The organism is Phyllobacterium sp. YR531, assembly GCF_000282595.1.
Classification (GTDB): Bacteria; Pseudomonadota; Alphaproteobacteria; order Rhizobiales; family Rhizobiaceae; genus Phyllobacterium.
The window spans coordinates 16,374-42,726 of sequence record NZ_AKIZ01000001.1 but is presented as its reverse complement, the minus strand read 5'-3'; the positions used below and the strand labels follow the sequence as shown (position 1 = coordinate 42,726).

Genomic DNA, 26,353 nt, shown 5'->3' with positions numbered 1-26,353 from the left:
GTCATGATTTCGAACACTTTTATCGACCGGCCACGACTGGCGATTGTGATCGCCATTGTCATCTCAATTGCCGGCGCCCTTGCGCTCATGAGCATTCCGGTTTCCCAACTTCCGGACATTGTGCCACCACAGGTCCAGGTGAAAGCGATCTATCCAGGTGCTTCAGCAGAGGTTCTGGAAGAGGCTGTGGCACAGCCAATTGAGTCAAAAGTCATCGGCGTAGACAAAGCTCTTTATATGAAGAGCACGAGCGGTAATGACGGCAGCTATACATTAACCGTCAGCTTTGAGCTTGGCACAAACGCTGATATCAATACCGTCAACGTCAATAACCGTGTTCAGACGGCTCTGTCGCAGTTGCCAGCCGACGTGCAGGCTCTTGGCGTGACGGTTCAAAAACAATCGTCCTCTATTCTGCAGTTTGTCACCTTGACCAGCGCTGAAAACAAATTCGATCCGCTGTTCATGACGAACTATGCAACCATCAACGTGCTCGATGAACTCGCCAGGATACCTGGTGTCGGATCAGCCCAACTGTTCGGGCAGATGAACTATTCAATGCGCATCTGGTTCGATATGGAACGGCTTTCCAGTCTTGGCATGGTGCCTTCAGATGTTGTGAGTGCCATCTCCGCCCAGAACGTACAGGCGCCCGTTGGCCGTATTGGCGCGCGGCCTGTACCGGATAACCAGCAATTTCAGTTTAATGTTCAGACCCAAGGTCGTCTCAAGACACCGGAGGAATTCGGTAATCTTGTCCTTCGGGCAAACCCGGACGGCTCTGTCCTCAAGATCAAAGATGTCGCTCGAGTGGAACTGGGGGCACAAAACGAAGATGCTTTGAGCCGCCTCAACGGTGACCCTGCTGTCTCAATCGGTATTTTCCTGGCCCCAGGAGCAAATGCGCTCACGACCGGCAGCGCCGTGACAGCAAAGATCGAAGACTTGAAAAGTCGTATGCCCCAAGGACTGACGGCCGAAATCAAGTATGACTCGACTGACTTCGTCTATGAAACCATCGACGCAGTTGTCCACACGCTTATAGAGGCCTTCGTTCTCGTTGCGATTGTCGTGTTCATATTCCTCGGCAATCTCAGGGCGACGATCATTCCGGTCATTGCCGTTCCCGTCAGTGTCATCGGCACCTTCGCCGTGATGTTGGCACTTGGTTATTCTGCAAATACCGTCTCTCTGCTCGCGCTGGTGCTCGCCATCGGCATTGTCGTCGACGACGCCATCGTGGTCGTGGAAAACGTCGAGCGCGTCATGGAGGAAGAGCCGGAACTTTCGCCAGCGGAAGCCACAAAGAAGGCGATGGCGCAAGTGACCGCTCCCATTATCGCAATCACACTTGTGCTTCTCTCGGTCTTCGTCCCGATTGGGTTTATTCCAGGTATTTCGGGCGAACTTTTCAGGCAGTTTGCTGTCACGATCAGCGTGGCAATGCTCATTTCCGCGATCAATGCACTCACGTTGTCGCCGGCCCTTTGTGCCGTTTTCCTCCGTCACACCGGCGAGAAGCGCGGCCTCATGGGATGGATCAGCCGCCGTATCGACGGAATGCGCGATGGTTATGCGTGGATCGTCCGCAAGACGCTGCGGTGGTCAGTGCTGTCGATCGTGATCGTTGCGCTCTGCGGGTTTGGCGTATTTGGCCTGTCAAAAATAGTTCCTGGCGGTTTCTTGCCGGAAGAAGATCAGGGCACATTCTTCATCAATGTACAATTGCCTGACGGAGCATCGGTGGCGAGAAGCAGCGAGACAGTGCGTCAGGTTGAGGCAATGCTGAAGCAATTGCCTCAAGTATCAAACGTGGTCAGTGTTATAGGTTTTTCGTTTCTTGACAACTATTCAGCCAGCAACAACGCGTTCATGATTGTGCAGCTCAAACCATTTGAGAATCGTCAGGCCGCGGCTGACAAGGTCGAAACGCTCATTGGTCAGGTCTTCGGTGGTGCGCAACAGATTCGATCGGCGACGATCCTGCCGTTCAACCTGCCCCCGGTAATGGGTCTGTCGACCAGTGGCGGTTTCGAAGCCATGGTGGAATCGCTTGAGGGGGCAGACCCTGCCTCGATGGGAAGTATCGCGAACGCTCTCGTTGGGGCTGCAAACCAAAACCCTTCCCTAAGCCGGGTTTTCACAACGTATGCAGCCAATGCTCCTTCGCTCTATCTCGACATCGATCGAGAAAAAGCCCAGTCGCTTGGTGTTGGCATCAATGAAATCTTTTCGGCGCTGCAAACGACACTCGGGGGCTCCTATGTCAACAACTTCAACCTGTTTGGCCGGACTTGGCAGGTGAAAGTACAGGGTGACGTCGACGATCGCCAGGATATCCCGGCACTCTGGAACATCTATGTGCGTAGCTCGACCGGCGCCATGGTGCCATTGCAGTCAATCGCTCAGCTCAAAACGATTGTTGGCCCGGCGGTTATTACCCGGTACAATAATTATCGTGCAGTCACCATCAATGGTTCACCGTCGCCCGGCATTTCATCGCAGGAAGCGATGAAGGCTTTCCAGCAAACTGCATCGGAAATTCTTCCAGCAGGGTATCTGCTCGACTGGACCGGCACTTCCTATCAGGAACAAAAGGCGAGCGGGCAGACCACCATTATTCTCGCTCTGGCCCTGTTGTTTGCCTATTTGTTCCTTGTTGCGCTGTATGAGAGCTGGATGATACCGGTACCTGTGCTGTTATCCGTCATAGTCGGCATTTTGGGCGCGTTCATTGGGGTTGTTAGTGCCGGCCTGACGCTTGATCTTTACGGACAGATTGGTCTTGTCGTCCTCATCGCCCTGGCTGCGAAGAACGGCATTCTTATCGTTGAGTTTGCCAAGGAGCAGCGTGAAAAGGGCCTTGGTATCCGCGAAGCTGCGGAGACAGGCGCAGTACTGCGTTTTCGCGCGGTGATGATGACGTCTATTGCCTTTATTCTCGGCCTCGTTCCCTTGGTCTGGGCGAACGGTGCATCAATGCTTGCCCGACAAAACGTGAGTACTCCGGTGTTTGTCGGGATGATTGTTGCAAGTAGCATCGGCATCATTTTGATACCAATGCTCTATGTGACATTCCAAAGTATTCGCGAAAAGGCGAAATCGCTTTTCACGATAAGTAAAGAGGGCGACTATTCTGTCGCCCCTCATGAGTGAGGGGCGGGACGAATGTCTATCTGCAGTCGTTTTTTCATTCTGCCGGAACGTGAATCAGACAGCTTGCGTGTGGGGGGCATCATGGCCTTCGGGCAGAGCCTAGTCTACAGGAGGCGTGGCAAGGTCTCAGGCCGCTTCAATGGCCCCTATGACTGGACCCGCCTCGTCGCACTTGGAGTCGTACTGATCAGTCTGGCAAGCCTAGCGCTCACAAACTCTATATTGGGCAGGAATTTTGTTGGTTACTGGCCTGGCATGTCTTCTATCTTTGGTGGCCTCTTGCTTTCGATCGTCCTCACTCGAATGGGGCGGCCAGTATTGTATCTGGACTGGATAGCCAACGGAGTTGTTCGGGTGGGATTGGGTTTTTTACTTTCAAACGACTCCCTATTTGCTTCTACCTTGTCCCTCGTCCTCTTCTGCAGCCTTTTTACCACCTCGGCAGTTCTAACGATATGGATTGGCCTGACGCTCAACATCGTAAATGGCCGGGCATGGCTTGTCGCTCAGGGACTGGTGGGATTATTCTGCGTGGCGTGGACCATTTTCGACCACTTTACTCTCGCAAATATCAGGCCAGACGTCATTCTCGCTGTCGATTTACTTCTCCATGGTCTTGCCATAGCCGGTGTTGGGCTTTCATTGCGACGATACGCGCAATAACGAATGCTGAGTGTCAAAGCTGGCGATTTGCGGCCAAGGCTTGCACTCAGGTGGTCCCGCGGCGAACGCCTCAAACGCGAATGCTATTGCTGCATGGTGACTTCAACAGGCCAGGGGAGGAACCGGGACCGGCCATTTCGCAAATTTCGGTGGACCAATCGGCAAGAAATTCTTGGACTTTGGACGACTTGCACAGGTACAGCGTTTCTATGTTAGTGACTGTGTGAGTTCACTCTCGGCCGCTTGTTGATGGTGTAGTCCTCCTAGCGCAACGGTAGCTTCGCGTGCCATCGCGACTAGTTTTTCACCCAACTCCGCAAACCGTTCTGCAGGCAGATCGCGGTCTTCCGCCGTCAATGCGATTGAGCCGAAGGGAATATCGTCAGTCGCCCAAATCGGACAGGCGATTGAATTAACACCGACGGTCATGCCGCCTTGAGAAATGGCATAACGACGGCGACGTATTTCGTTGATTTCGTCAGTTAGTGTCGCAGGGTCGATTGGACCAAAACTTAAAAAGCCGCTCCAGTCGGTCTGAGGCTTTGACAGCGATCGAACGAGCTGTTTTGGCAAATAGGCAAGCACTGCTTTGCCAGCAGCAGTCCGATGAATCGGAATGCGACTGCCAGGCTCATTAGAATGTGCTCGGCCATGTGCGCCTTCAACTTTGTCGAGGTAAACAATAAAAGGATGCGCTAGATAGGTTAAAAAAGCTGTGAAACCAGTCGATTGGGCAGCGAACCGCAAGATAGGATGCACAAGTCTGCGCTGTTGGTGATGTTCAACGACCTGCGACCCCAACTCCCACAACGCGAGGGTCAGCTCATACTTTCGACTTCCAGCTGGTCTTTGAATGTATCCACGTTTTGTAAGAACGCCTAGTATTCTTTGCACGGCGCTCTGGTTCATATCCAACACACGCGCAATCTCTGTGATACCCATGGCTCCACCATTGTGCGCCAATGCCTCAATTACCTGAAGTCCTTTAACAACCGTTGTACTCATTTCGACCTCGAGCGCGTTTTGTAGCAATGGGATACGAAGCGCTTCTCGCTACGTCAATGTCCCAGGATTTTGCCCAAGAATGAGCGAGTGCGTTCTGACTGCGGGTTATTGAAAAAGGTCTTCGGTGGCCCCTCTTCAACGATCTCTCCTCGATCCATGAATATGACGCGATCAGCTACGGCCTGCGCGAAACCCATCTCGTGTGTGACGCATACCATTGTTGTCCCTTCGTTGGCCAATTCGATCATCGTGTCGAGCACCTCTTTGATCATCTCGGGATCAAGTGCGGAGGTGGGTTCGTCGAAGAGCATAATGCGTGGCTGCATGCAAAGCGCGCGCGCAATGGCTACGCGTTGCTGTTGGCCTCCAGATAACTGGCCAGGAAATTTATGAGCTTGTTCGGGAATCCGAACTTTCTCGAGAAAGTGGAGGGCTGTCTCCTCCGCTTCCTTTCGCGTGACCCGGCGAACTAACGTTGGAGCAAGCACACAATTCTCCAGTATCGTCAGATGTGGAAACAGGTTGAAGTTCTGAAAAACCATTCCAACCTCCGAGCGCACGGAGTCAATGTTTCTGGTATTATCGGTAATCTCGATCCCGTCAACGACGATGTCGCCCTCCTGGTGCTCTTCCAATCGGTTGATACATCGGATCAGCGTAGACTTCCCGGATCCGGATGGACCGCAAAGAACAATGCGCTCCCCGTGCCGCACACTCAAGTTAATGTCGCGTAGTGCGTGGTAGCTACCATACCATTTGTTGACGCCGCGCATGGTAATAGCGATCACCGAAGGCGCTTCGTTGCTCGCTGATAGTGTTGTTTCCATTTGACCGCATCCTTTGGAAGTTTGTAAAAAAGAGGGGTGGTGTGACGTGCATCAGCGCGCACTGGAGGCCTTCATCTTCAATTCAAGATACTTCCCATATTTCGACATCGAGTAAGAGAAAACGAAATAGATCAGGGCAATGAAGACGTATACTTCTTTCGAGTAGGCGCTCCACTCTGGAACGCCGTATGCAGACTTCGCTGCAGCGAGCAACTCGAACAGTCCAACGACCACGATAAAAGATGTGTCCTTGAAGGTTACGACAAACTGGTTGATTGTCATGGGCATTGTATTTCTCAAAGCTTGTGGAAGTACGACGTGACCCATGCGTTGAAAGTAGTTCAATCCTAAGGCGCGGGCCGCCTCTTCCTGACCTGAGGCGACCGACTGAAGTCCGCCGCGGATCACCTCAGACTGGTAGCAAGCAAAGAACAGCGTAAAGCCGATAATCACTCTGTATACTTTGTCGAAGGTCAGTTGAGCGGGAAGAAACAGCGGGATCACCAGTGAAAAGCTAAAAAGAATTGTTAGCAGCGGCAGGGATCGGACCAGGTCCACCACCAGCCCCAGTATGATCCGAATAGCCGGGTAGGGTGAGCGGCGACCAAGCGCAATCAGGATTGCTGACGGCATTCCAAGCAGGATTGTCGAGGCGTAAATATAAAGCGTCAGGGGAAGGCCACTCCAACGTTCAGTTGGTACCGGAGACAGGCCAAAGTAGCCGCCGCCCATCAGCAGGAGAAACGATGGAAAGGAGACACCCCAGATCATGAGGATTCCTTTGAGGGTGAAAAAGCGCGGAATACAAGTCATCACGACAGCCGCGACGATGATCAGACAAGCCAGCGCTGCCCGCCATTGCTCATCGGCCGGATACAGACCGAAGAAGATTAGCCTCCATCGGGTAGAGATGACCGACCAACATGCTCCGCCAGCCCCGCAAAGTTCTGGCGCGTTCGGCGTCCAGACGGCATTAAGTAACGCCCATTGCAAAAAGGACCAACCGAGCTTCAAACTGATAAACAACAGGACGATTGATAAACACGCATCGAACCAGTTACCGAAAAACGACTTACGGAGCCATTCGCGCGCGCCGCCAGCTTTAGCATTAGGCCTAATCTGACTTGTAATGACGGTCATCTTTCAGCTCCGCTGGTTTTGAACTGAAGGCGGCGGTTCAGTTCGGCTGACATACGGGACATCGTGAAATTGATGACCACGAAAATCGCCATCATGAGCCCGAGAATCTCGAGCGTTTGCCCTGAGTAATTGATCGATAGGTTCGCTACCGAGAACAAGTCCGCAAAACCAATGACAATTCCAAGGGATGTTGCCTTCATCATATAAAGGTATTGATTGGTCAGAGCCGGAATGATTGACCGCATCGCCACCGGCAACCTGACATAAAAGAACACTTGCCATGGCTTGAGGCCTAGAGCGCCGGCCGCCTCGGTGAGACCCTGCGAAACGGAAACGAGGCCCCCGCGCACGATTTCACCGATGTAGGCACTGCCGAAAATTGTAAGTGCAAGGACGAGCGTTGTGACTTCCACCGACAAGGTCATTCCGCCGGTAAAATTGAAGCCCACGAGCTGAGGAATCGAGATGCGGATCGACCCGGACGCCGCGAACGCGGCAGACAGGCCCACCAGAGCGAGCAGAGTAACCGTTAGAAATATTATTGCATGCTTGAGTCCGGTACCGGCTGCTGTAGTTTTTCGCTTTCTTACGACAGAAAGTGCCGCACCGGTGCTGAAGATAGTTGCTACCGCCAGCACCCAGAAACTGGCCGTTGTTTCGACGGCGGGGAGCAAAAGGCCTCGGTTTGAAAGATATGCCACATCGAAGGCATTGATAGCTCCCCGCGGTGGAGGAAGCGTGAGGACGACGCTGAAGATAAAGACAACATACACGACAGTTGGCACGTTACGGAAAATTTGGACGAACGCGTGGGCAAGCGAGCGCAGTAAGAAATTGTTACCGACTTGTGCGATTCCAAGAAGAAAACCGAGTATCGTCGACAGCACGATCGCCACGACCCCGACCATGAGCGTGTTCAGCGACCCTACAATGATGGTCCTCAAATAGCTGTCTTGCGACACCGACTCGAAGATCGACGGAGGTAAAGCCCATCCGCGGGGACGTTCCAGGAACCCGAAGCCAGTCGTCATTCCCCGTGCATTGATAGCACTAAGCGCATTATGCGCAAAATAGGCGATAAGCGCGATAAAGCCTAAAACGAAAACAGTTTGTATCAGCATTGACGCGTAAGAAATCTTTTTTCTTCGCCTCGGACGCTGAGCTTTTGCGGTTACTTTCATATCGGTCCAATAGCCTTTGAGGTGGCACGATCGCCTTATTTGGCGATCGTGCAAAGAAAAGGGGGACTGTTACACTCGCCGCATTTCAGCGGAACGATACATGTCAGTCGAAGACCGGCGCGACGAGCAGCCCACCCTTTGACGCAGGCTGATTTTTGCCCCGCTCAAGCTTGTAAGGCGATTCCGCACCGATATTGCGGTCGTAGATTTCACCGTAGTTTCCGACCGCCTTAATAACATCTCTTGCCCAAGTGTCGCGCAGCTTAAGCTTTGCGCCAACACCAGGAGTGACGCCCAAAAAACGACCGATGGCGACATCCTTGGAGCCCTTCTGCACCATCTCATCGATGTTCTTGCTCGTAATGCCAAGACTGTCTGCTTCAATCAGCGCGGCAATCGTCCAGTTGACGATATCCAGCCAATGGTCATCACCCTGGCGGACCGCACCGGCGTTCACGTTCAGATTCAGGAGGTCAGGAAGGATCTTATTCTCCGCTTCATGGCCCTTGAGCGAAATCGCCAGCGTAAGACCTACCGCCGCCATATAGTCGCACCTTCCTGCCAGATAGGAGGCTGTGACTTCATCGGTAGAGCCGTATGTAATCGAGTTATATTTCTGACCGAGGGTAGCAAAATAATCTGCCAAAACGAGCTCGGTTGACGACCCCTGAAGACCGCATGCCGTGGCTCCCGCAAGTTCCTTCGGCGAGTTGATACCCGACTTGGCCGGAACCGCAATTTGCACACCGTTGAATAGATACGGAATTGTGAACTGGAAACCGAGTTCAGCATCGCGGGATAGCGTCCATGTCGTGTTTTTAAAGACCACATCGAGTTCGCCGGACTGAAGCGCAGGGAAGCGTTGGTTCCAGTCGACCGGCACGTAATTTACTTTCTCCGGATCTTCGAGGACCGCTGTTGCTACCGCTTTACAAAAATCGATGTCAAAGCCCTTCCAGGTCCCAGTGTCCGTCAGTTCGGCGAATCCGAAATAGCTGCTGGTATGGGCGCTACATAAAAGACGACCGCGCGCCTTCAAGTCATCGACCGTGGCTGCGGTGGCAGCAGTCGTCGCTCCAAGTGCAAGAGCAAACGAGGTTGCGATTACATTGGAATATATCTTCTGCATCGTAGTTCCCCTTTTTTGTTTTAGTGCCGTCGGGAGCACGCCTCCATGTGACAGCGCCTCCAAACGGTATGAGTAAAAACGACGTAAGGCAACATATAGAATTAGATAATGAAGCATTATGTCATATAATGACAAATATTGAAGAGCCCATGTATATTTTTTCCTATTTTTATCATATAGTGACTTTATGCATCGACAATTGATATTTTGTGTTGTGGTGCGACGGATCCTGTGGGATGGATTTGGAAACGGCGACAGCACGAAACGTTGCCGCCACCATCATAGGATGAAGGTATGCCCACCATACAGACTGCCATCGACGACACTGTCTTTCCCGCCGGCGCGTGGGAGATGCCAGAAGACTTAATGATGCTGCGCGATACTGTGCAGCGCTTCATGAATGACCAGGTCCGGCCAATCGAGGAAAAGCAGCCCCACGATTGTTTCGAGTTGCCACCTCAGGAACTCGAAGCGTTGCAGGCGAAAGCAAAAACTCTCGGGTTGTGGTGCCTGGCATCACCCGAACAATACGGCGGCGGCGGCCTTAGCCTGCTCGCACAAGTGATTGTTGCGGAGGAAGCAGCCAAGTGCCGCATGGGCGCTTACGTTCCTGCATGTGGCGCATTTGGGATTGATCCTCCATCTGTGATTTGGCTTGGCGCTGAGGATCAGCGGCAGAAATACGGTGTGCAGGGCATTCAGAGAGGCAAGAAGAACTTCGTCGCCATCTCCGAAGCTTCCGGTGGTTCGGATCCGGGACACAAAATCCAAACCCGTGCTGTTCGTGACGGCGACGAGTACATCATCAATGGATCGAAGCTTTGGATTACCGCAGCCGGCAACGCTGATTGGGGCATCGTGTTTGCCCGGACTGGAGAAGCCGGAAAAGGCGAAGGCATCACCGCCTTCATCGTCGACAAGGAAACTCCTGGCATTACCTATCGCGAGATCGGGGTTATCCGTTCTTATTCACCCTATGAACTGACGTTTGATAACGTCCGCGTTCCAGCAGCAAATCGCCTTGGCGAAGAAGGCCAGGGCTTTGCGATCTGCCAGAAATGGCTTGTTCATGCACGCGTCCCGTACTCGGCAGCAGTAATCGGTATTGCTCAGGAGGCCCTGCGTCTCGCCATTGATTGGGCCCGTGAGCGCAACGTCCACAAATCGCGGCTTGCCGACAAGCAGGCAATCCAATGGATGATCGCTGATAGCGAGATGGAACTGAGGGCCGCAAGGCTGCTGACATACCAAGCGGCCTGGAACGGCGACCTCGGAAAAGACATCAAGACCGATGCGTCGATTGCCAAAGTCTTTTCCACTGAAACGGCGGGACGTGTCATCGATCGCGTTGTCCAGATCTTCGGTGCGATGGGTGTCGCTAAAGAGATGCCGATAGAGCGCTGGTACCGCGAATTGCGCATCAAGCGCATCGGGGAGGGACCTTCGGAAGTGCACCGTATGGTACTCGCACGCGAACTGCTTCGGGGGTAAGAACATGGCAATCGAATTTGATCTACACGACGGCATCGCAACCATCACAATCAATCGCCCAGAACGGCGCAATGCCCTTGACTCCGAGCACTATGCTGCGTTGTCACAGGCTTGGATCAGGGTCCGAGACGACGCCGACGTCCGTGTTGCAGTTATAACGGGTGCCGGGGACAAGGCATTTTGCGCGGGAGCGGATATCAAATCCTTCGTTGGGCGGGCTCAACCGCTCTCAGAGGTCTGGCTGACGCAAAAGGACAGCCTTCTTAATCGCGGGCTGGAGATCTGGAAGCCCGTCATCGCCGCAGTGAATGGTGCGTGTGTCGGCGGCGGTATGACCCTTCTGATGGCCACCGATATCCGTGTCGCTTGCGAAGAGGCAACGTTTTCCATCTCCGAAGTGAAACGCGGAATCATTGCTGCCAATGGCGGCACGCAGCGCGTTATGAAACAACTGCCCTACGCCATAGCAATGGAGATGTTGCTGCTCGGCGATACTATGGATGCTGCGACGGCAGAAAGATGGGGCTTGGTGAACCGCGTCGTTCCACGAGACAAGATGCTGGATACGGCCCACGACCTCGCCAATCGCATTAAGAAGAACGCTCCTCTCGCAGTTCAGGCCGCCAAGGAATTGGCGGTGCGCGCGCTCGACATGAGCCTTTCTGAGGGCCTGCGAATGGAGCAGTTTGTGAACCGGATCTTGCATCATTCGGAAGATACGAAGCGGGCTAAGGAAGCTTTTGCCGAAAAGCGTGTGCCGGAATTCCGGGGGGAATGAAATGACCATGGGTCAACCGCTGACTGGGATCAGAGTGCTTGATCTCACACAGATTTATAATGGACCATATGCCACCTTTCTGATGGCAATGGCTGGCGCCGAGGTAATCAAGGTAGAGCCAATCGGAGGTGAATTCCTCCGTCGGCGCGATGCAAGCTCAGGGGCTTTTGTACCTTTTGCGATGCTGAATGCCTGTAAGGACTCTGTCTCTTTGAACTTGAAGTCAGACGAGGGACGCGAGATTTTCTTCAAGCTTCTCGCAAATGCGGACGTGGTGGTCGAGAACTATGCTCCCGGCGTTATTGACCGGCTCGGAATAGGGTACGAGGCGCTGCGCGCGGCGAAGCCCGACATTATTCTCGCCAGCGGTTCCGGATATGGTCAAGACGGTGCGTACCGGGACTACATGGCGATGGATTTGACCATCCAGGCAATGTCAGGTGTGATGAGTGTGACCGGATACCCTGACGGTCCACCGACCAAATCCGGCGCAGCCCTGTGTGACTTCCTTGGAGGCGTTCATCTTTTTGGTGCGATCTCCACAGCTTTGTACCGTCGTGCAACGACCGGCGAGGGAGCGCGCATCGACGTGTCGATGCTTGAAGCAGTTTACGTCACGATGGCTTCCAATATCGGAATGACGTTCGGAGCGCGTAACGACATCCCCTTGCGTACAGGCAATAGACATGGGGGACTGAGCCTTTGCCCCTATAACGTCTACCCTTCACGGGACGGCTACGTGGCGATCATTTGCAACAACGACAACCATTGGGAAGGCTTGGCGCGCGCGATGGGTCGTCCAGACCTCATCAACGATCCGTCGACGGCCAAGAACAAGGATCGGGTTGCCAACATGGAAATGGTGGACCAGCTTGTTGCCACCTTCACACGGGAAAAAGGCAAGCAGGAACTGTTGGAGTTGCTGCAAGCAGCCAGAGTCCCGACAGCGCCCGTGCGAGATCTTACCGAAGTGATCGCCGATCCCGTCCTGCATGAACGCGGAGCGCTCATAGACGTCGACCATCCTGCATTTGGTAACATAACGCTTCCGCGCTCCGCAATCCGGTTCGCTGATACGCCGCAGCCGAATTACCGTTGCAGTCCAACATATGCGGCCGACAACGAGCGAATTTACGGTGAGATCGGGCTCGACGCCAAGTCGTTGGAACGGCTGACTGAGAAGGGGGTAATCTAGATGCGCGGGAAAGTCGTCATAGCAGGGGTCGGAAACACCCGGTACGGCAAGCATCCTGGCCGCGATCGTATCGACCTGATTGTCGAAGCCGCGCGAAACGCGATTTTTGATGCGGGTATCTCCAAGGATATGCTCGACGGTTTGTTCGTCAAGATGGCGAACTCGGAGCCTTCCATCCTCTATGGTCAGAAAGTGTCCGAAGCGCTTGGGCTCCGGCCGACCATCGGCTGCTCCCTGGATCAAGGCGGGGCAGCCAATATCGGCCTCATCACCTACGCCGCAATGGCCATCGAGGCAGGCATGATCGATACGGCGCTCGTGTGCTACGGAGACACAGCGCGCACGGGATCGAGAGCCGTCTACCATCGGCCCCGCGGAGATGACGCTGTGGTCGGCTGGTACTCGACAGCGGCCGGCTACGCGATGATCCATCAGGCGTACCGAAACCGCTACCAGCCTCGCGATGAGGAATTTGGTATTGTCGCCGTTCAGACACGCGAGCATGGCAGTGAAAATCCCGACGCGCATCTTCGCATGCCATTGACGATGGACGCTTATCTGAGTGGACCATTTGTCGTTGAGCCGCTGCGGCGAGATGATTGCTGCCTGGTTTCAGACGGAGGTGCCGCTGTCATTCTGATGAGTGTTGAGCGTGCGAAACAGCTTGGTCGGCACGCGGCAGTTCCGATTCTTGGCCTTGGTCAGGGTCAGGAGAGCTGGGATGTCCATCTGCGTGAGGACCTGCTTCGGACCAAGGCGGAGGATTCTGCCAGGGCCGCTTTCAAGATGGCCGGCATTGCACCTTCTGATATTGGCGTTGCTCAAATCTACGACTGCTTCACCGTGACGGTTCTTCAGACCTTAGAGGACTACGGTCTGGCACCGCGTGGACAGGCGGGTTCGAAAGCGCTGGCTGAAGGTCTCGGAATTGACGGCTGGCTGCCGCTCAACACATCCGGAGGTCTTCTATCAGAAAGCGGAACACCAGGTATGCAGTTAATTATCGAAGGCGTCAGGCAGATGCGTGGTGACGCCCGACTCCAGGTGAAGAATCCGGGTGCCTGCATCATCTCAAACCAGGGCGGCTCGATGCATACACATGCAACCCTTGTTTTAGGAGAACCGCTTTGAGCTTCCCAACAGTGAACATAACCGACGTCAACCGGCCATATTGGGACGGGCTTGCTGAAGGTAAGCTGCGCTACCAGTGCTGCGAGGCCTGTGGAAATACGTGGCTTCCCTCGCGGGCAAACTGCCCAAAATGCCTGGCAGCGGATCCAAAATGGCGCGAGGCCAGCGGTCGCGGCCGTGTGATTTCCTGGGTCGTTTATCACACCGCTTACACCGACCACCTGAAGGCGCGGGTGCCTTACGATGTCACGCTTGTCGAGCTCGACGAGGGGCCTCGCCTACTCACCAATGTAATCGATTCCGAAGCCGGCAAAAAACTTACCCCGGATGCGCCGGTTGCCCTTTCAATTGAGTCCGAAGAAGGCGTGTCCATCCCTCGCTTTCGGCTACAACAGAACCACGGAGCCCTGTGATGAGTGACGCCCTACCGACCGAATCAGCCAAGACCAGACAAATGGTTGTCAACGGCACGACTGTACCCTTTGCCGACGCCACGGTACATTTGATGTCACCGGCGATGCGATATGGTTTGAACGTTTTCGAAGGCCTTCGTGGCTACTGGAACGATGATGAGAGGCAGCTTTATATCTTCCGTCTTCAGGAACATCTGGAAAGATTTGATCAGTCGATCCGCCTTCTGCGTTTCAAGGCTGAGTTCAGGATGGACGCGATTGCCGATGCGACCCTTGGTTTGCTTCGCGCAGACAACCATCGCGCAAATTGCCATATCCGGACCACGGCCTATCTCGACGGCATTGGCGAACATCATGTGACCGGTCCAGTCAGTTGGATGGTCTATGCAGGTCCAAGACCAAGGGGCAAGAAAGTGGAGAGCGGTATCGCTGCTCATGTCTCTACCTGGAGGCGCATGTCCGATAACGCTCTTCCGCCGCGCATAAAATGCGGAGCAAATTACGCCAACGCCAGGCTGGCTCGCTTTCAGGCGCAGATCGACGGCTACGACGACGCCATCATGCTTAATGATGAGGGCAAGGTGGGCGAAGGACCCGGAGCATGTATTTTCATTGTGCGCAAAAACAAGCTCATTACCCCTAGCGTAACCAGCGGCATCCTTGAAAGTATCACGCGGGACACTATTTTGACCCTGGCACAGGATCGGGGAATTTCGATTGAGGAACGCGCGGTCGATCGCACCGAGCTCTATGCCAGTGATGAAGCATTCTTTGCTGGTTCCGCAGCCGAAGTTCTTCCGATCATTTCCATAGATAGGCTCCCTGTGGGCTCTGGTGCAGTGGGTCCAGTTACATCTTTGCTTCAAAAGGATTATTTTGATGCCGTTGAAGGGCGCGGTAATCTGGAAAAGAGCTGGCTCACGCCGGTTTGGAATACATGATGGCCTTGAACGGGGACAACGCTTTGGCTGTCGGCGCTCTAATTTCTTCCGAAGATCTAGGCGAGCGAGTTGCCGCGATCCTGGCAGACGCCGGGATGCAGGAGGAGGACGCTGCGCGTATGTCCGCTCTCTTGGTCTTTGCTCAGGAGAGCGGAATCGACAGTCACGGGATTGCACATCTGCCTTCATATGTTTCTGGCATCGCTTCGGGCTCCCTTAAAGCACGCCCGGCCATGCGCATGGAGGGAATCTTTCGGGCAGCGGCTGTTCTGGATGCGGATTGTGCTCCGGGTGTTCTCGCGGGGTTGCAAGCCTGTGACGAGGCGGTCGTGCGGGCACGACAATGTGGTGCTGCTATAATCGCCGTGCGTAACTCGGCACATTTTGGGGCGGCGTCTGCTTTTGCTGAGTATCTGGCCTCCCAGGGGATGGTCGGCCTAATTCTTTCCAATGCGTCGGCAACGGTGGCTCCGAGAGGCGCGAAGACACCATTGTTCGGGACGAACCCTATCGCTGCTGGGTTTCCAGATCCGAACGGTTCGCCACTCCTGATCGACTTCGCCACAACCGCCGGTTCTCGCGGTCGCATCCGAAAAGCCGCGGTCGATGGAACCGCTATTCCGCTCGATTGGGCACTCGATAAAAACGGTCTGCCGACGAGCGACGCCAAAGTGGCACTTACGGGAACCATGCAAGCGCTCGGTGGAGAAAAAGGGACGATCCTGCCTTTGCTCGTAGAGCTACTTTGCGTTGCATTGTCTGGTGGACACCCCGGATCCGAGGTGCTTGTACCCCAGGAAGGGTCTAACCGCCCGCGGGGTGTCAGCCACCTATTTGTAGCAATGGATGCCCGCGCCTTCGGAGGAGTCGAAGCGGTCGGAAGCCGTATTTCATTGATCAGCGCTTTGATCGAAAACACGATACCGGTAGACGCCAATCACCCACCCCGCATGCCGGGAGCTCGCGGCGCAGCCCTGCGGCAAAAGGCGCGTCGGGAAGGTATCCGCTTATCGTCCACAGTGGTTGCGGCTCTCTTGGAAGCGCGGAACTCCGTGGATCAAATGAAAAAATCTGTTTCACCTGAAGAAGAGTTTCCAAAATGACCCTGCGTATTGCGATAGATGTAGGCGGCACATTCACCGACGGGGTGCTGTTGGATGACGAAACCGGTAAAATCTGGTTGGCTAAATCTCTGACGACCTATGTTGATCCGGGCAACGCGATCGCGACAGTTACACGCGAGCTCCTTGAGCAATATGGCACTGCGAAAGACGTGAGCCAAGTCGTCCACGGCACGACGTTGATCACGAATTCGCTGATCGAGCGTAAAGGTGTGAAGACTGCGCTTGTAACGACTACGGGTATGCGCGATGCGCTCGATATTCGCCGTGAACTTCGTTACGATACTTATGACCTTGGGCTGACTTATCCGAAGCCGCTTGTTGACCGCGAGGACCGGCACGAGATCAGCGCTCGTTTGGGGCCGGACGGTTCCGAATGGGCCGCCGTTTCCAGTGATGAGGTTTCGGCAGTGGCTGCCAAGCTGCATGCCGACAAGGTCGGCGCTGTCGCAGTTTGTTTCCTTCACTCCCCTGTTTCCTCCCGGCATGAGGAAGAGGTGCGTTCGATCCTAGCCGAAGCATTGCCTGGTGTACCGGTGTCGATTTCTTCCGAAGTCTCCGGCTCCATCGGTGAATACGAGCGGATGTCGACAACAGTCGCGAATGCTTTCGTGCAGCCCCTCGTCAAAACCTACCTTGAGCGCCTGCGGTCGCGCTTCACCGAGGGTGGTATCGATGGCCGATTGGATATCATGGTATCGAATGGCGCCTTCACCACGGCTGTCCAGGCCGGAGAATTTCCAATCCGACTTCTGGAATCGGGTCCAGCAGGCGGGGTTCTTTCCGCCATCAACTGTGGCATGCTTCAGAATGCAGACAATATCCTCGCATTCGATATGGGCGGTACGACCGCGAAATCCTGCGTCGCGGTCAACGGTCGTCCCGAGATAACGCATACTTTCGAATTCGCGCGTGAAAAGCGGTTCAAGAAAGGTTCAGGACTTCCTGCTCAAACGCCTTCCATCGATCTGATCGAAATCGGAGCAGGCGGTGGATCCATTGCAAAGATCAACCCGCTCGGCCTTCTTCAGGTGGGTCCGGAAAGCGCCGGCTCAGAACCGGGTCCCGCGTGCTACAGTCTTGGTGGTGAGAATCCGACCGTCACAGATGCGGATCTCATCCTTGGCCACCTCGATCCCGATGGATTCCTTGGCGGCACAATGAAGCTGGACGGGTCAAAAGCGATGCAGGCGCTCGCCAAGCTTGGTTCTTCGGTTGGCCTTGATGCCCTCGAAACAGCCCGGGGCATCAATGAGATTGTCAACGAAAACATGGCGGCCGCTGCAAGGACGCATATTGCCGAAAAAGGGTTGGACGCGCGGCGTTTTACCTTGATCGCAACTGGTGGCGCAGGGCCGGTCCATGCAGTTGACGTTGCCCGCCGACTGCGCATCAGACGCGTTCTTTGCCCAATTGCGTCTGGTGTCGGTTCTTGCCTTGGCTTCCTCGTCGCTCCGACACGCGCGGACCGTGCCTGGTCGAAGGTGGAGGCGGTGGAAAATCTCGATCGTGAGACATTGGCAGCACGAGTAGCTGCCGCGAAAAACGAAATCGTCGACGAGATCACTGCAACGGGCGCTCACGCAAATTCAATCAACTGGAACCTCTGCGTCGAGATGCGTTATCTCGGTCAGGGTGCCAATGTCGAGGTCGTTCTTAATCCAGCAGTGACGGCTTCCAAACAGGAACTGACAGAGAAATTCCTCGAGGAATACACCTCCGTGTTTGGCAGGATCGTACCGGGCGGCATACCCGAAGTGGTGACATGGCGCGTTTGGGGCGTCTCCGGCGAGACTGTCCGCCGGTTCGAACTTGGCTCCACGTCGCGCGCGCATGGCGAGGCAACCCGTCGTAGCCTGTACATCCCGGAAAAAAACGCCATGGAAGAGGTTGAAGTCCTGCAGCGCGCAAGTCTGCCGCCGGGCACCAAACTACGAGGCCCCTGCATCATCACTGAGAAGGAATCCAGCCTCATCGTCTCCCACTCCGCCGACGTACAGATACTCGACGACGGCACAATTGAAGTTGTACTTGATGAGGTTGCAACATGAGCAAGTTGAATCCAATCGCAACCGAAATCCTCTGGACAAGACTGGTCGGTATTGTCGATGAAGCCGCCGCAACTTTTGTCCGGGCTTCTTTCTCAACGCTTGTACGTGAAGCGAACGACTATGCGGTGGTATTGACCGACCGTACAGGGCGCAACCTTGCCCAAAGTTCGCAGTCGATTCCCTCCTTCATTGCAACGCTGCCGGAAACGGTTCGCCTCTTCAGCCGCGAGTTCGGTATCGAGTCGATGCGTCCGGGTGATGTGTTCATCACAAATGATCCCTGGTATGGAACCGGTCATCTCAACGACGCCACGATCGTCGCTCCGATCTTCGTGCAAGACGACATCGTCGGCTTTGCGGGCGTCGTCAGCCATCTTCCCGATATCGGTGGGCGCCTTCGCAACCCCGCGAACCGCGAGTTGTTCGAAGAAGGTTTGCAAATTCCACCGCTGAGACTGCTCCATGCGGGGGAGGAGGACAAGGTCCTCATTCGGATGATCCGCGAAAATGTCCGTGTGCCTGACGAGACGATGGGCGATATCTGGGCGATGACTTCGTGTGTGACATCGCTAGGCCTGCGCCTTGTCAATATGCTGAACGAGACGGAAATCGATCTGGACGAGTTCGCAAACGATATTATCGGTCGCACCGAAGTTGCCATGCGCGACGCCATCCGTGCCGCTCCGGATGGCACCTGGGCTTATGAAATCGAGAATGATGGCCCTGCCGAGTTGAAGGGTGGGGTTGTCGTCATCCGGGCGACAGTCACGATTTCGGGCGACATAGTGTCTGTCGACTATGAAGGATCGTCAGATCAGGTGAACCTCGCCATCAATACGGTTCTTAATTATACCAAGGCCTATTCGGCCTACGCGTTGAAGTCGCTGTTTGCCCCTTGGATCCCGAATAACGAGGGCGCTTTCCTTCCGATCTCGATCACGGCTCCCGAAGGCAGCATCCTCAATCCTCTGCGGCCAGCGCCAGTTGGGGCTCGTGGCATGATCGGGCATCTCCTTCCGCCGGCGATCTTCGGCGCGCTGGCCGAGCCTCTGGGCGAACGCACCCAAGCCGCTCCGGGCTCGCCATCCAACAACATCCAGATCACGAGCCTGTCTGGTCGCAAGCGTTATGCCATCAATGCTTTTCTTGGAGCAGGGCAGGGCGGCGGAGCCGGTCGTGACGGTGCCAGCGCCGTCAGCTTCCCGTCCAATCTTTCCAACACGCCGGTCGAAGTCCTTGAGAACCAGGCCCCAATCGAAGTGCAATCCCGTCATATCCTGCACGGCTCGGGAGGAAGCGGAAGATTTCGTGGGGGCGATGGCATTGGCATGACCTTCAAATTCCGGGGTGAATCGTCGGCGATGGCGTCTTTCATGATCAACCGCATCAAGTGTCCCGCGCCCGGGTTGTTCGGAGGAGGTCAGGGAAAGCCAGCAAAACTTGAAATCAACGGAAACGCCCAGATTGCATCAGGCAGCCATGTCCTGTCGAACGGCGATCTGGTCATCATTGAAACCGGTGGCGGCGGTGGTTTTGGAGAAGTGAAATGAAACATGAAAACAAGGTAGCAATCGTCACGGGAGCGGCCCAGGGCATCGGCAAAGCCTGCGCTGAAAGGCTATTTGCCGATGGAGCCATCGTCGTTCTTTCCGATATCAATCAGGAGCAGGCCGAAGCTGCCGCGATGGATCTGGATCCCTCCGGCAAGCGTGCCGTCGCTATTCGCTGCGACGTGGGTATCCGCACCGAAATCAAAAAGCTCGTCGAAGACGTCGTGGCAAGGTTCGGCAGGCTCGATATCATGGTTAATAATGCCGGCATCACCTGCACGACCCCGGCGATCGACCTCACCGAAGAAGAGCTCGATCGAGTTCTGAACGTCAACCTGAAGGGTTGTTATTTCGGTACACAGGAAGCTGCCCGAGTTATGATCGGGCAGCGACAGGGCGGTTCGATCGTCAATATGTCATCGGCACAGGCAGAGCTGGTGATCCCTGATCGTGTTCCATATGGCATCTCGAAGGCGGCCATCAATCAGATTACCCGCATCTTCGCGATCGCACTTGCCCGGCAGAATGTGCGCGTGAACGCGGTTGGACCAGGTACGATCCTCACTCCTTTGTCGCTTGGCATGAACAAGAACGAGGCCGCCTACCGCCGCGTTCTGTCGCGCACGCCCATGGGCCGTGTTGGTCGCGCCGACGAAGTTTCGGGCATTGTGTCGTTCCTGGCGAGCGACGACGCCTCCTATGTTACCGGGCAAACGGTTTATGCCGACGGCGGCCGCGCCTATCTCAACTATACCGTCCCCGTGGACGACGAACTGCCGGAGCTGAAGCTGTGACAACAACGCCTTGCATTATCACCGTTGCGATCAACGGATCCGTGCCTCGAAAGAAAGATACACCGGCTGTCCCGATTTCAGTGCAGGAAATGATCGAGAGCACCCACGAGGCATTCGAGGCCGGCGCTTCGCTTGTGCACATGCATGCCCGCGACGAAAATGAAAATTCGAGTTCCGACCCGGAAGTGTTCAGGTCTGCGCGGGAAGGTATTGAAAAGCATTGCCCGGGAATGATCATCCAGTATTCCACGGGCGCCCGGGGTCGAGAATTGGCATCCCGCGGCGGCATGCTCGACCAGTCACCTGATATGGCCTCGCTGGCGACAGGTTCGGTCAACTTCCCAACGTTCGTCAATGAGAATCCTCCGTCGTTCATCGACGATCTGGCGCAGCGGATGCTGGACTATAACGTCAAGGCGGAGTGCGAGATCTTCGATCTGGCGATGCTTTATAATGCAAAGGATCTCGTCGATCGCGGCCTTCTGAAGCCCAATCCCCATGTTCAGTTCGTTATGGGCGTCCGCAATGCTCAACCGGCCCGACGCGAAATTCTCGAATTCGAACTTTCCGAATTGAGGAAAATCCTTCCGGATGCGACCTGGACGGCCGCGGGCCTCGGTCGTCACCAGCTAGAAGTGAACCACTGGGCGCTGGAACTGGGCGGACACTGCCGGACAGGCCTTGAGGACAATGTCAAGTTCGACAAGACGCGCCTGGCGAAATCGAATGCAGAACTGGTCGCTCGAGTGACCTCGCTCTGCCCCGAATATCGGCGCCATCCAGCAACCGCCGCGGAGGCGCGGGCGATCCTCGGCCTAACGCGCGACTGAGTGGCTGAACGCCTAAAGGAGATAGTCTTGAAAGTTCTGGTACCTGTAAAGCGTGTTGTGGATTACAACGTGAAGGTTCGGGTCAAAGCCGATGGCAGCGGGGTGGATCTCGCTAATGTCAAAATGGCGATGAACCCTTTTGATGAAATCGCGATCGAAGAAGCCGTTCGGCTTCGGGAAAAAGGTATCGCTACCGAAGCTGTCGCAGTCTCGATCGGCGTTAAGGGGGCGACGGAAACGCTTCGTACAGCGCTTGCGATGGGGGCTGACCGCGCGATCCTCATCCACGCTTCGGATGACGTCAGTCAGGACATCGAGCCACTCACCGTCGCCAAGCTTTTGAAAGCCATTGTCGACACCGAGAAGCCTGACCTCGTCCTGATGGGCAAACAGGCCATCGACAACGATATGAACGCTACGGGCCAGATGCTCGCCGCTCTTCTTGGCTGGGGGCAGGCGACGTTCGCTTCCGCCCTCACGCTCGAGGGCGGCAAGGCACAAGTTACGCGGGAAATCGATGGCGGCCTGCAGATCGTCAGCGTGAAGCTCCCTGCGATCGTCACCACCGATCTGCGGCTCAATGAACCGCGTTATGCGTCGTTGCCCAACATCATGAAGGCAAAGAAGAAGCCGCTCGAAGAGAAGTCCGCCAGCGAATATGGCGTTGACCTTGCGCCACGACTTACTGTCGAGCAAACGGCTGAACCCAAAGCGCGCTCCGGCGGCATCAAGGTTGCTTCCGTCGACGAACTGATTGCGAAGCTCAAAAATGAGGCAGGAGTACTGTGATGCAGACGCTCGTCATGGCAGAGATAAACAGCTCAGAGTTGGGTAGGGATCAAACCGCGAAAGCCGTCGGCGCTTTGTCGAAGCTCGGGGAGATTACAGTTCTGGTTGCGGGAGAGAATGTGGGAGATGCTGCGGCTGCGGCCGCAAAAATGGAAGGCGTTTCAAAGGTCCTTCTAGTGGACGACCCAAAATATGCCAAAGGGTTGCCGGAACCGCTGGCGGAGCTGGTTTCCGGTCTCAACGGGTTCACTCACATTTTTGCCGCATCCACCGCTTCGGCCAAGAGCGTGATGCCGCGGATCGCAGCTCTTCTGGATGTCATGATCATTCCGGATGTGATCGGCGTTGTTTCGGACGATACTTTTGAGCGCCCTATCTACGCCGGTAACGCCATTCAGACGGTCAAGTCGAACGATAAGGTCAAGGTCGGGACAATCCGGACGGCAAACTTTACTGCCGCTGGCGAAGGCCATGCCGCGCCGATCGAGACTCTGCTGGCCAATGCGGATCCTGGTCTGTCCTCTTGGGTCTCGGAGGAGGTGTCGAAATCGGAACGGCCGGACCTGAGCTCCGCGCGCATCGTTGTCTCAGGTGGCCGTGGCGTCGGGTCTCGAGATAATTTCGATCTGATCGAAAAACTCGCAGACAAACTCGGCGCAGCTGCCGGCGCGTCGCGAGCCGCAGTCGACAGTGGATACGCGCCCAACGACTGGCAAGTTGGCCAGACGGGCAAAGTGGTTGCTCCTCAGCTCTATATCGCTGTTGGCATCTCAGGCGCCATTCAGCATCTGGCCGGGATGAAGGATTCAAAGGTCATTGTTGCGATCAACAAGGATGAAGAAGCTCCAATCTTCCAGATAGCAGATTACGGCTTGGTCGGCGACCTCTTCAGCTTGGTGCCTGAGCTCACCGAAAAGCTCTGAACTGCAATTTTCAGTCAAGCGCAAAAACCGGGGAACTGTATCATATGACGCGCGCAACAGATTACGATGTCATCATTATCGGTGGAGCCCTTGCCGGCGGCAGCACCGCATATCACCTTCTGCAACGAGATCCATCTCTTCGGATTTGCGTCATCGAGAAGGATCCGAGCTACGAAAAAGCGCCTTCCGCTCTTTCGATGGCGGGTATTCGACTGTTGTTTTCCCAGGTTGAAAACCTACAGATGTCGCAATTCGGCAGCCAGTTCTACTCGAATTTTGGCGAGTCGATGAAAGTTGACGACGACAACGTTGATCTCCACTTCTGGAAACAAGGATACCTCTTTATCGCCGGCACGCCTGAGCAGGCTGCTGACATGGAAGAAAATCATCGCTTCCAAACCAACAATGGCGTCAACGCATTGCTGTTCGATGCGGAGGAACTTTCGCAGCGTTTTCCTGACATCAGCAATGAAGGTGTGACGAGAGCCGTATTCTCGCCCAGTGACGGCTGGATCGATCCTTATGGAGCGCTGATGGGTCTGAGGCGGAAGGCTATCTCCCTCGGCGCAACCTATATCCACGGTGAGGTCGTTGATATCGCGCACGACGGCAGTCTCGTTCGCTCGGTAACGCTCGCGGACGGCAAGAAAATTACCGCTGACCATTTCGTCAACACTGCCGGGCTGTATGCGGCTAAAGTTGCCAAGATGGTTGGAATGGACCTGCCCGTTCAGCCTTTGCCTCGCACCCAATATTATTTCGAGTGCCATGAGACTTTCGATCCGCTCCCGCTGACACGTGATCAGGTCGGTGTTGGTTTCCGACCTGAGGGTGTCGGTTTCCTTTCCGGTCTCACCGATATGTCCCGGGTCGGCAATTTTGTCGATGAACCGAACTGGGATGCTTTCGAAGAGCATATCTGGCCAATGCTCGCCACGCGCGTACCAAAGTTCGAGGCCATTCGCCTTAAGCACGCTTGGGCAACGCACTACGCGCAGAATGTGTTCGACGGGAATGCCATCATCGGCCGTTGGGAGGGTGGCCTTTCCAACTTCTTTGTGATCGCCGGCTGTTCAGGGCACGGGTTGCAGCACGCCCCCGCTGCTGGCAGGGCGATTTCTGAACTGATCCTCACTGGCCGTCTTGAGGCGCTGGACCTGACACGGCTGTCTTATCAGCGCATCGTGGACAACCGCCCCTATGCGGAAAAGGGCATAAAGGCCTGAATATCTGGTCCTTCGCCCAGGTGGAGTTAAGCCGCGTTAGAATAGGAGAATCCGATGTCCGTCCGTCTGCGTCGCAGCGCACTTTATGTTCCAGCGACCAATGCTCGCGCGCTTGAAAAAGCAAAATCGTTGCCAAGCGATGTCATCATCGTCGATCTGGAAGATTCGATTGCGCCAAGCGAAAAAGAAAATGCCCGCCAGAAGGCTGTGGAGATCTTGTCGCATGGCGGGTTCGGACGGGAAGAGGTCGTTGTGCGCATCAACGCTCTTTCGAGCCCTTGGGGCGAAGCAGATCTCTCTGCTGTACTTGCAGCGGAACCGATGGCGATCCTGTTTCCAAAAATCAGCGCGTCTAGAGATCTTCAAGCTATTGCGGCGCGCCTTGAAGGAAGAAATGTCCCTGAGGTCTGGGCGATGCTTGAGACGCCGGCCGCAATGCTGCGCACTCTCGAAATCGCCGAAGCGCGCCTGGACATTCTCCCACAACTTTCAACCCTCGTGATCGGCACGAACGATCTGGCGAAAGACACGCGAGTTTCCCTGAAGCCGGGACGGGCCAGTTATCTTCCCTGGCTTATGCAGTGTGTCGCTGCGGCACGTGCTGCAGGCCTCGATATCCTCGATGGTGTTTTTAACGATTTCAGGAATGACGATGGTTTCAAGGTGGAGTGTATGGACGGCCGCGAAATCGGTATGGACGGCAAAACCCTGATCCATCCAAATCAGATTACCATTGCCAATGAGAGTTTTGCTCCAACCGTCGAGGAAGTTGATTGGGCACGGAAGGTCTGTGCGGCTTTCGATCTTCCGGAAAACGGTACGGCTGGTGTCATCAATATCGAAGGCAAGATGGTTGAACGGTTGCACGCGGAGATCGCTCGACGCTTGTTGCAGATGTCTGCAATGATCGAAGAGAGAGCATGGCGATGAATATTATTTCAGGAGCTTCGGGGATGCTCTCGCTTATCGGATTGGCGCTTTTGGGTACGGATGCTATGGCCGCAGAAAATACGGCTTTCGAGCCGATCATCATTGCCGAACAGGGCAGCTTTGCCGTCGGCGGCACTGTGTTGCAACAGGGGGAGGCGTCTCTTCATGGCGATCACCTCTACGCGTTCTACCAAAAGCCCGTCGATGCCAGAAAATATCCGCTTGTATTCTGGCATGGAGCGGATCAGACAGCCAAGACTTGGGAAACAACGCCAGACGGGCGAGAAGGCTTTCAGACACTTTTCTTGCGATGGGGTTACAGCGTCTATCTGCTCGACCAACCACGTCGCGGCCGCGCAGGCCGCAGCACTGTTGAGATGAAGATCGAACCGTATCTGAACGACGCGATGTGGTTTGATATTTTCCGGGTAGGAACGTGGCCGAACTATTTCGATGGCGTGCAGTTTTCCAAAGATCCAGCCGTGCTTGATCAGTATCTGCGTTCGATTTCGCCAAATACGGGCCCTTTCGACCGTGATGTCGCAGTTGCCGGCGTTTCAGCACTGCTCGACAAGATAGGCCCATCGATACTCGTGACGCACTCTCAGAGCGGCGGACTTGGATGGATGGAGGCGCTGAAAAACAGCAACGTCCGTGCGATCGTCTCTTATGAACCGGGCGAGGGCTATATTTTTCCAGAAGGTGAGGCGCCTGAGCCGATGCCTGCGTCCGATGGCATGCTGTTCCCCAAAACCACTGCGATGGAAGAGTTTCTGAAGTTCACCACAATCCCGATCGTTATGTACTATGGCGACAACATTCCCTCTCAGCCGTTGTCCAATCCGGGTCACGACACATGGCGCGTACGGTTCGAGATGGCGAAGATCTGGGCGAATACAGTGAACAAGCATGGCGGAGACGCCATAGTCGTTCACCTTCCTGATCTGGGCATTCGGGGCAATACGCATTTCCCGTTCTCCGACCTCAACAACCTGAAAATTGCTGACCTGATGAAGCAGTTCCTGACAGAGAAATCTCTGGACTGAACCAGGTTATGCGGATGGCCAAGGAGGACGCGATGCAAGTTTC

23 protein-coding genes are annotated in these 26,353 nt (G+C 55.1%); 18 read left to right on the top strand and 5 right to left on the bottom strand.

The features are described 5' to 3' along the window. Positions 1 to 3 precede the first annotated feature (3 nt). The gene (locus PMI41_RS00190) at positions 4 to 3,156 is read left to right on the top strand and encodes a multidrug efflux RND transporter permease subunit (protein ID WP_008120540.1); all 3,153 of its coding nucleotides are present in this window, start codon (positions 4 to 6) and stop codon (positions 3,154 to 3,156) included. 12 nt (positions 3,157 to 3,168) lie between these two features. Continuing rightward, complete coding sequence (locus PMI41_RS00185) at positions 3,169 to 3,819, top strand: hypothetical protein (protein WP_008120539.1); 651 nt, start codon at positions 3,169 to 3,171, stop codon at positions 3,817 to 3,819. A gap of 207 nt (positions 3,820 to 4,026) precedes the next feature. Here the strand turns inward: PMI41_RS00185 and PMI41_RS24110 are convergent, their stop codons facing one another. The 5 genes from PMI41_RS24110 to PMI41_RS00160 form a co-directional block, all read right to left on the bottom strand. Further along, positions 4,027 to 4,824 carry an IclR family transcriptional regulator gene (locus PMI41_RS24110; protein ID WP_008120538.1) on the bottom strand — a complete coding sequence of 266 codons (798 nt, stop codon included), beginning with the start codon at positions 4,822 to 4,824 and terminating at the stop codon, positions 4,027 to 4,029. Between the two features lie 53 nt (positions 4,825 to 4,877). Further along, positions 4,878 to 5,651 (bottom strand): amino acid ABC transporter ATP-binding protein, encoded by a 774-nt coding sequence (locus PMI41_RS00175; protein ID WP_008120537.1) that lies wholly within the window; start codon positions 5,649 to 5,651, stop codon positions 4,878 to 4,880. A 51-nt stretch (positions 5,652 to 5,702) separates the two neighbouring features. After that, a complete protein-coding gene (locus PMI41_RS00170) occupies positions 5,703 to 6,791 on the bottom strand; it encodes an amino acid ABC transporter permease (protein WP_008120536.1) in 1,089 nt (362 codons plus the stop codon). Continuing rightward, positions 6,788 to 7,972: an ABC transporter permease subunit gene (locus PMI41_RS00165; protein ID WP_008120535.1), complete on the bottom strand. Its 1,185-nt coding sequence runs from the start codon at positions 7,970 to 7,972 to the stop codon at positions 6,788 to 6,790. Before PMI41_RS00165 ends, PMI41_RS00170 begins: the two co-directional genes overlap by 4 nt. Before the next feature lie 103 nt (positions 7,973 to 8,075). Further along, on the bottom strand, positions 8,076 to 9,101 hold the full coding sequence (locus PMI41_RS00160) for a transporter substrate-binding domain-containing protein (RefSeq protein WP_008120534.1): 1,026 nt from the start codon (positions 9,099 to 9,101) through the stop codon (positions 8,076 to 8,078). 294 nt (positions 9,102 to 9,395) lie between these two features. Here PMI41_RS00160 and PMI41_RS00155 point away from each other — a divergent pair, with 294 nt between their 5' ends. The 16 genes from PMI41_RS00155 to PMI41_RS00080 all read left to right on the top strand — a co-directional run bounded on the left by PMI41_RS00155 (position 9,396) and on the right by PMI41_RS00080 (position 26,310). After that, positions 9,396 to 10,592: an acyl-CoA dehydrogenase family protein gene (locus PMI41_RS00155; protein WP_008120533.1), complete on the top strand. Its 1,197-nt coding sequence runs from the start codon at positions 9,396 to 9,398 to the stop codon at positions 10,590 to 10,592. A gap of 4 nt (positions 10,593 to 10,596) precedes the next feature. Then, entirely contained in the window at positions 10,597 to 11,370 is a 774-nt protein-coding gene (locus tag PMI41_RS00150; RefSeq protein WP_008120532.1) for an enoyl-CoA hydratase/isomerase family protein, read from the top strand. A 1-nt stretch (position 11,371) separates the two neighbouring features. Further along, a complete protein-coding gene (locus PMI41_RS00145) occupies positions 11,372 to 12,565 on the top strand; it encodes a CoA transferase (protein ID WP_008120531.1) in 1,194 nt (397 codons plus the stop codon). After that, positions 12,566 to 13,696 carry a thiolase family protein gene (locus PMI41_RS00140; protein ID WP_008120530.1) on the top strand — a complete coding sequence of 377 codons (1,131 nt, stop codon included), beginning with the start codon at positions 12,566 to 12,568 and terminating at the stop codon, positions 13,694 to 13,696. Next, the gene (locus PMI41_RS00135; protein ID WP_008120529.1) at positions 13,693 to 14,109 is read left to right on the top strand and encodes an OB-fold domain-containing protein; all 417 of its coding nucleotides are present in this window, start codon (positions 13,693 to 13,695) and stop codon (positions 14,107 to 14,109) included. The genes PMI41_RS00140 and PMI41_RS00135 overlap by 4 nt, the downstream gene beginning before the upstream one ends. After that, complete coding sequence (locus PMI41_RS00130) at positions 14,109 to 15,050, top strand: branched-chain amino acid transaminase (RefSeq protein WP_008120528.1); 942 nt, start codon at positions 14,109 to 14,111, stop codon at positions 15,048 to 15,050. The genes PMI41_RS00135 and PMI41_RS00130 overlap by 1 nt, the downstream gene beginning before the upstream one ends. After that, the gene (locus PMI41_RS00125; protein ID WP_052025800.1) at positions 15,047 to 16,153 is read left to right on the top strand and encodes an Ldh family oxidoreductase; all 1,107 of its coding nucleotides are present in this window, start codon (positions 15,047 to 15,049) and stop codon (positions 16,151 to 16,153) included. The genes PMI41_RS00130 and PMI41_RS00125 overlap by 4 nt, the downstream gene beginning before the upstream one ends. Continuing rightward, a complete protein-coding gene (locus tag PMI41_RS00120; protein WP_008120526.1) occupies positions 16,150 to 18,222 on the top strand; it encodes a hydantoinase/oxoprolinase family protein in 2,073 nt (690 codons plus the stop codon). Before PMI41_RS00125 ends, PMI41_RS00120 begins: the two co-directional genes overlap by 4 nt. Next, complete coding sequence (locus PMI41_RS00115) at positions 18,219 to 19,772, top strand: hydantoinase B/oxoprolinase family protein (protein ID WP_008120525.1); 1,554 nt, start codon at positions 18,219 to 18,221, stop codon at positions 19,770 to 19,772. The genes PMI41_RS00120 and PMI41_RS00115 overlap by 4 nt, the downstream gene beginning before the upstream one ends. Further along, complete coding sequence (locus PMI41_RS00110) at positions 19,769 to 20,566, top strand: SDR family NAD(P)-dependent oxidoreductase (RefSeq protein WP_008120524.1); 798 nt, start codon at positions 19,769 to 19,771, stop codon at positions 20,564 to 20,566. The genes PMI41_RS00115 and PMI41_RS00110 overlap by 4 nt, the downstream gene beginning before the upstream one ends. Next, the gene (locus tag PMI41_RS00105; RefSeq protein WP_008120523.1) at positions 20,563 to 21,396 is read left to right on the top strand and encodes a 3-keto-5-aminohexanoate cleavage protein; all 834 of its coding nucleotides are present in this window, start codon (positions 20,563 to 20,565) and stop codon (positions 21,394 to 21,396) included. The genes PMI41_RS00110 and PMI41_RS00105 overlap by 4 nt, the downstream gene beginning before the upstream one ends. Positions 21,397 to 21,423: 27 nt before the next feature. Beyond that, complete coding sequence (locus PMI41_RS00100; RefSeq protein ID WP_008120522.1) at positions 21,424 to 22,185, top strand: electron transfer flavoprotein subunit beta/FixA family protein; 762 nt, start codon at positions 21,424 to 21,426, stop codon at positions 22,183 to 22,185. After that, a complete protein-coding gene (locus PMI41_RS00095) occupies positions 22,185 to 23,108 on the top strand; it encodes an FAD-binding protein (protein WP_008120521.1) in 924 nt (307 codons plus the stop codon). Before PMI41_RS00100 ends, PMI41_RS00095 begins: the two co-directional genes overlap by 1 nt. Before the next feature lie 44 nt (positions 23,109 to 23,152). Then, positions 23,153 to 24,334: an FAD-binding oxidoreductase gene (locus PMI41_RS00090; protein ID WP_008120520.1), complete on the top strand. Its 1,182-nt coding sequence runs from the start codon at positions 23,153 to 23,155 to the stop codon at positions 24,332 to 24,334. A 54-nt stretch (positions 24,335 to 24,388) separates the two neighbouring features. Continuing rightward, entirely contained in the window at positions 24,389 to 25,264 is an 876-nt protein-coding gene (locus tag PMI41_RS00085) for a CoA ester lyase (RefSeq protein WP_008120519.1), read from the top strand. A gap of 65 nt (positions 25,265 to 25,329) precedes the next feature. Beyond that, positions 25,330 to 26,310 carry an alpha/beta fold hydrolase gene (locus tag PMI41_RS00080; RefSeq protein ID WP_244423883.1) on the top strand — a complete coding sequence of 327 codons (981 nt, stop codon included), beginning with the start codon at positions 25,330 to 25,332 and terminating at the stop codon, positions 26,308 to 26,310. Positions 26,311 to 26,353 lie beyond the last annotated feature (43 nt).

What these genes read in the sequence shown, in the direction of transcription:
- PMI41_RS00080 (WP_244423883.1), top strand. Translation starts at nt 25,330, where the DNA reads ATGGCCGCAGAAAATACGGCTTTCGAGCCGATCATCATTGCCGAACAG.
- PMI41_RS00115 (WP_008120525.1), top strand. Translation starts at nt 18,219, where the DNA reads ATGAGCAAGTTGAATCCAATCGCAACCGAAATCCTCTGGACAAGACTG.
- PMI41_RS00120 (WP_008120526.1), top strand. Translation starts at nt 16,150, where the DNA reads ATGACCCTGCGTATTGCGATAGATGTAGGCGGCACATTCACCGACGGG.
- PMI41_RS00170 (WP_008120536.1), bottom strand. Translation starts at nt 6,791, where the DNA reads ATGACCGTCATTACAAGTCAGATTAGGCCTAATGCTAAAGCTGGCGGC.
- PMI41_RS00190 (WP_008120540.1), top strand. Translation starts at nt 4, where the DNA reads ATGATTTCGAACACTTTTATCGACCGGCCACGACTGGCGATTGTGATC.
- PMI41_RS00160 (WP_008120534.1), bottom strand. Translation starts at nt 9,101, where the DNA reads ATGCAGAAGATATATTCCAATGTAATCGCAACCTCGTTTGCTCTTGCA.
- PMI41_RS24110 (WP_008120538.1), bottom strand. Translation starts at nt 4,824, where the DNA reads ATGAGTACAACGGTTGTTAAAGGACTTCAGGTAATTGAGGCATTGGCG.
- PMI41_RS00155 (WP_008120533.1), top strand. Translation starts at nt 9,396, where the DNA reads ATGCCCACCATACAGACTGCCATCGACGACACTGTCTTTCCCGCCGGC.
- PMI41_RS00140 (WP_008120530.1), top strand. Translation starts at nt 12,566, where the DNA reads ATGCGCGGGAAAGTCGTCATAGCAGGGGTCGGAAACACCCGGTACGGC.
- PMI41_RS00165 (WP_008120535.1), bottom strand. Translation starts at nt 7,972, where the DNA reads ATGAAAGTAACCGCAAAAGCTCAGCGTCCGAGGCGAAGAAAAAAGATT.
- PMI41_RS00095 (WP_008120521.1), top strand. Translation starts at nt 22,185, where the DNA reads ATGCAGACGCTCGTCATGGCAGAGATAAACAGCTCAGAGTTGGGTAGG.
- PMI41_RS00110 (WP_008120524.1), top strand. Translation starts at nt 19,769, where the DNA reads ATGAAACATGAAAACAAGGTAGCAATCGTCACGGGAGCGGCCCAGGGC.
- PMI41_RS00185 (WP_008120539.1), top strand. Translation starts at nt 3,169, where the DNA reads ATGTCTATCTGCAGTCGTTTTTTCATTCTGCCGGAACGTGAATCAGAC.
- PMI41_RS00145 (WP_008120531.1), top strand. Translation starts at nt 11,372, where the DNA reads ATGACCATGGGTCAACCGCTGACTGGGATCAGAGTGCTTGATCTCACA.
- PMI41_RS00150 (WP_008120532.1), top strand. Translation starts at nt 10,597, where the DNA reads ATGGCAATCGAATTTGATCTACACGACGGCATCGCAACCATCACAATC.
- PMI41_RS00125 (WP_052025800.1), top strand. Translation starts at nt 15,047, where the DNA reads ATGATGGCCTTGAACGGGGACAACGCTTTGGCTGTCGGCGCTCTAATT.
- PMI41_RS00085 (WP_008120519.1), top strand. Translation starts at nt 24,389, where the DNA reads ATGTCCGTCCGTCTGCGTCGCAGCGCACTTTATGTTCCAGCGACCAAT.
- PMI41_RS00130 (WP_008120528.1), top strand. Translation starts at nt 14,109, where the DNA reads ATGAGTGACGCCCTACCGACCGAATCAGCCAAGACCAGACAAATGGTT.
- PMI41_RS00090 (WP_008120520.1), top strand. Translation starts at nt 23,153, where the DNA reads ATGACGCGCGCAACAGATTACGATGTCATCATTATCGGTGGAGCCCTT.
- PMI41_RS00175 (WP_008120537.1), bottom strand. Translation starts at nt 5,651, where the DNA reads ATGGAAACAACACTATCAGCGAGCAACGAAGCGCCTTCGGTGATCGCT.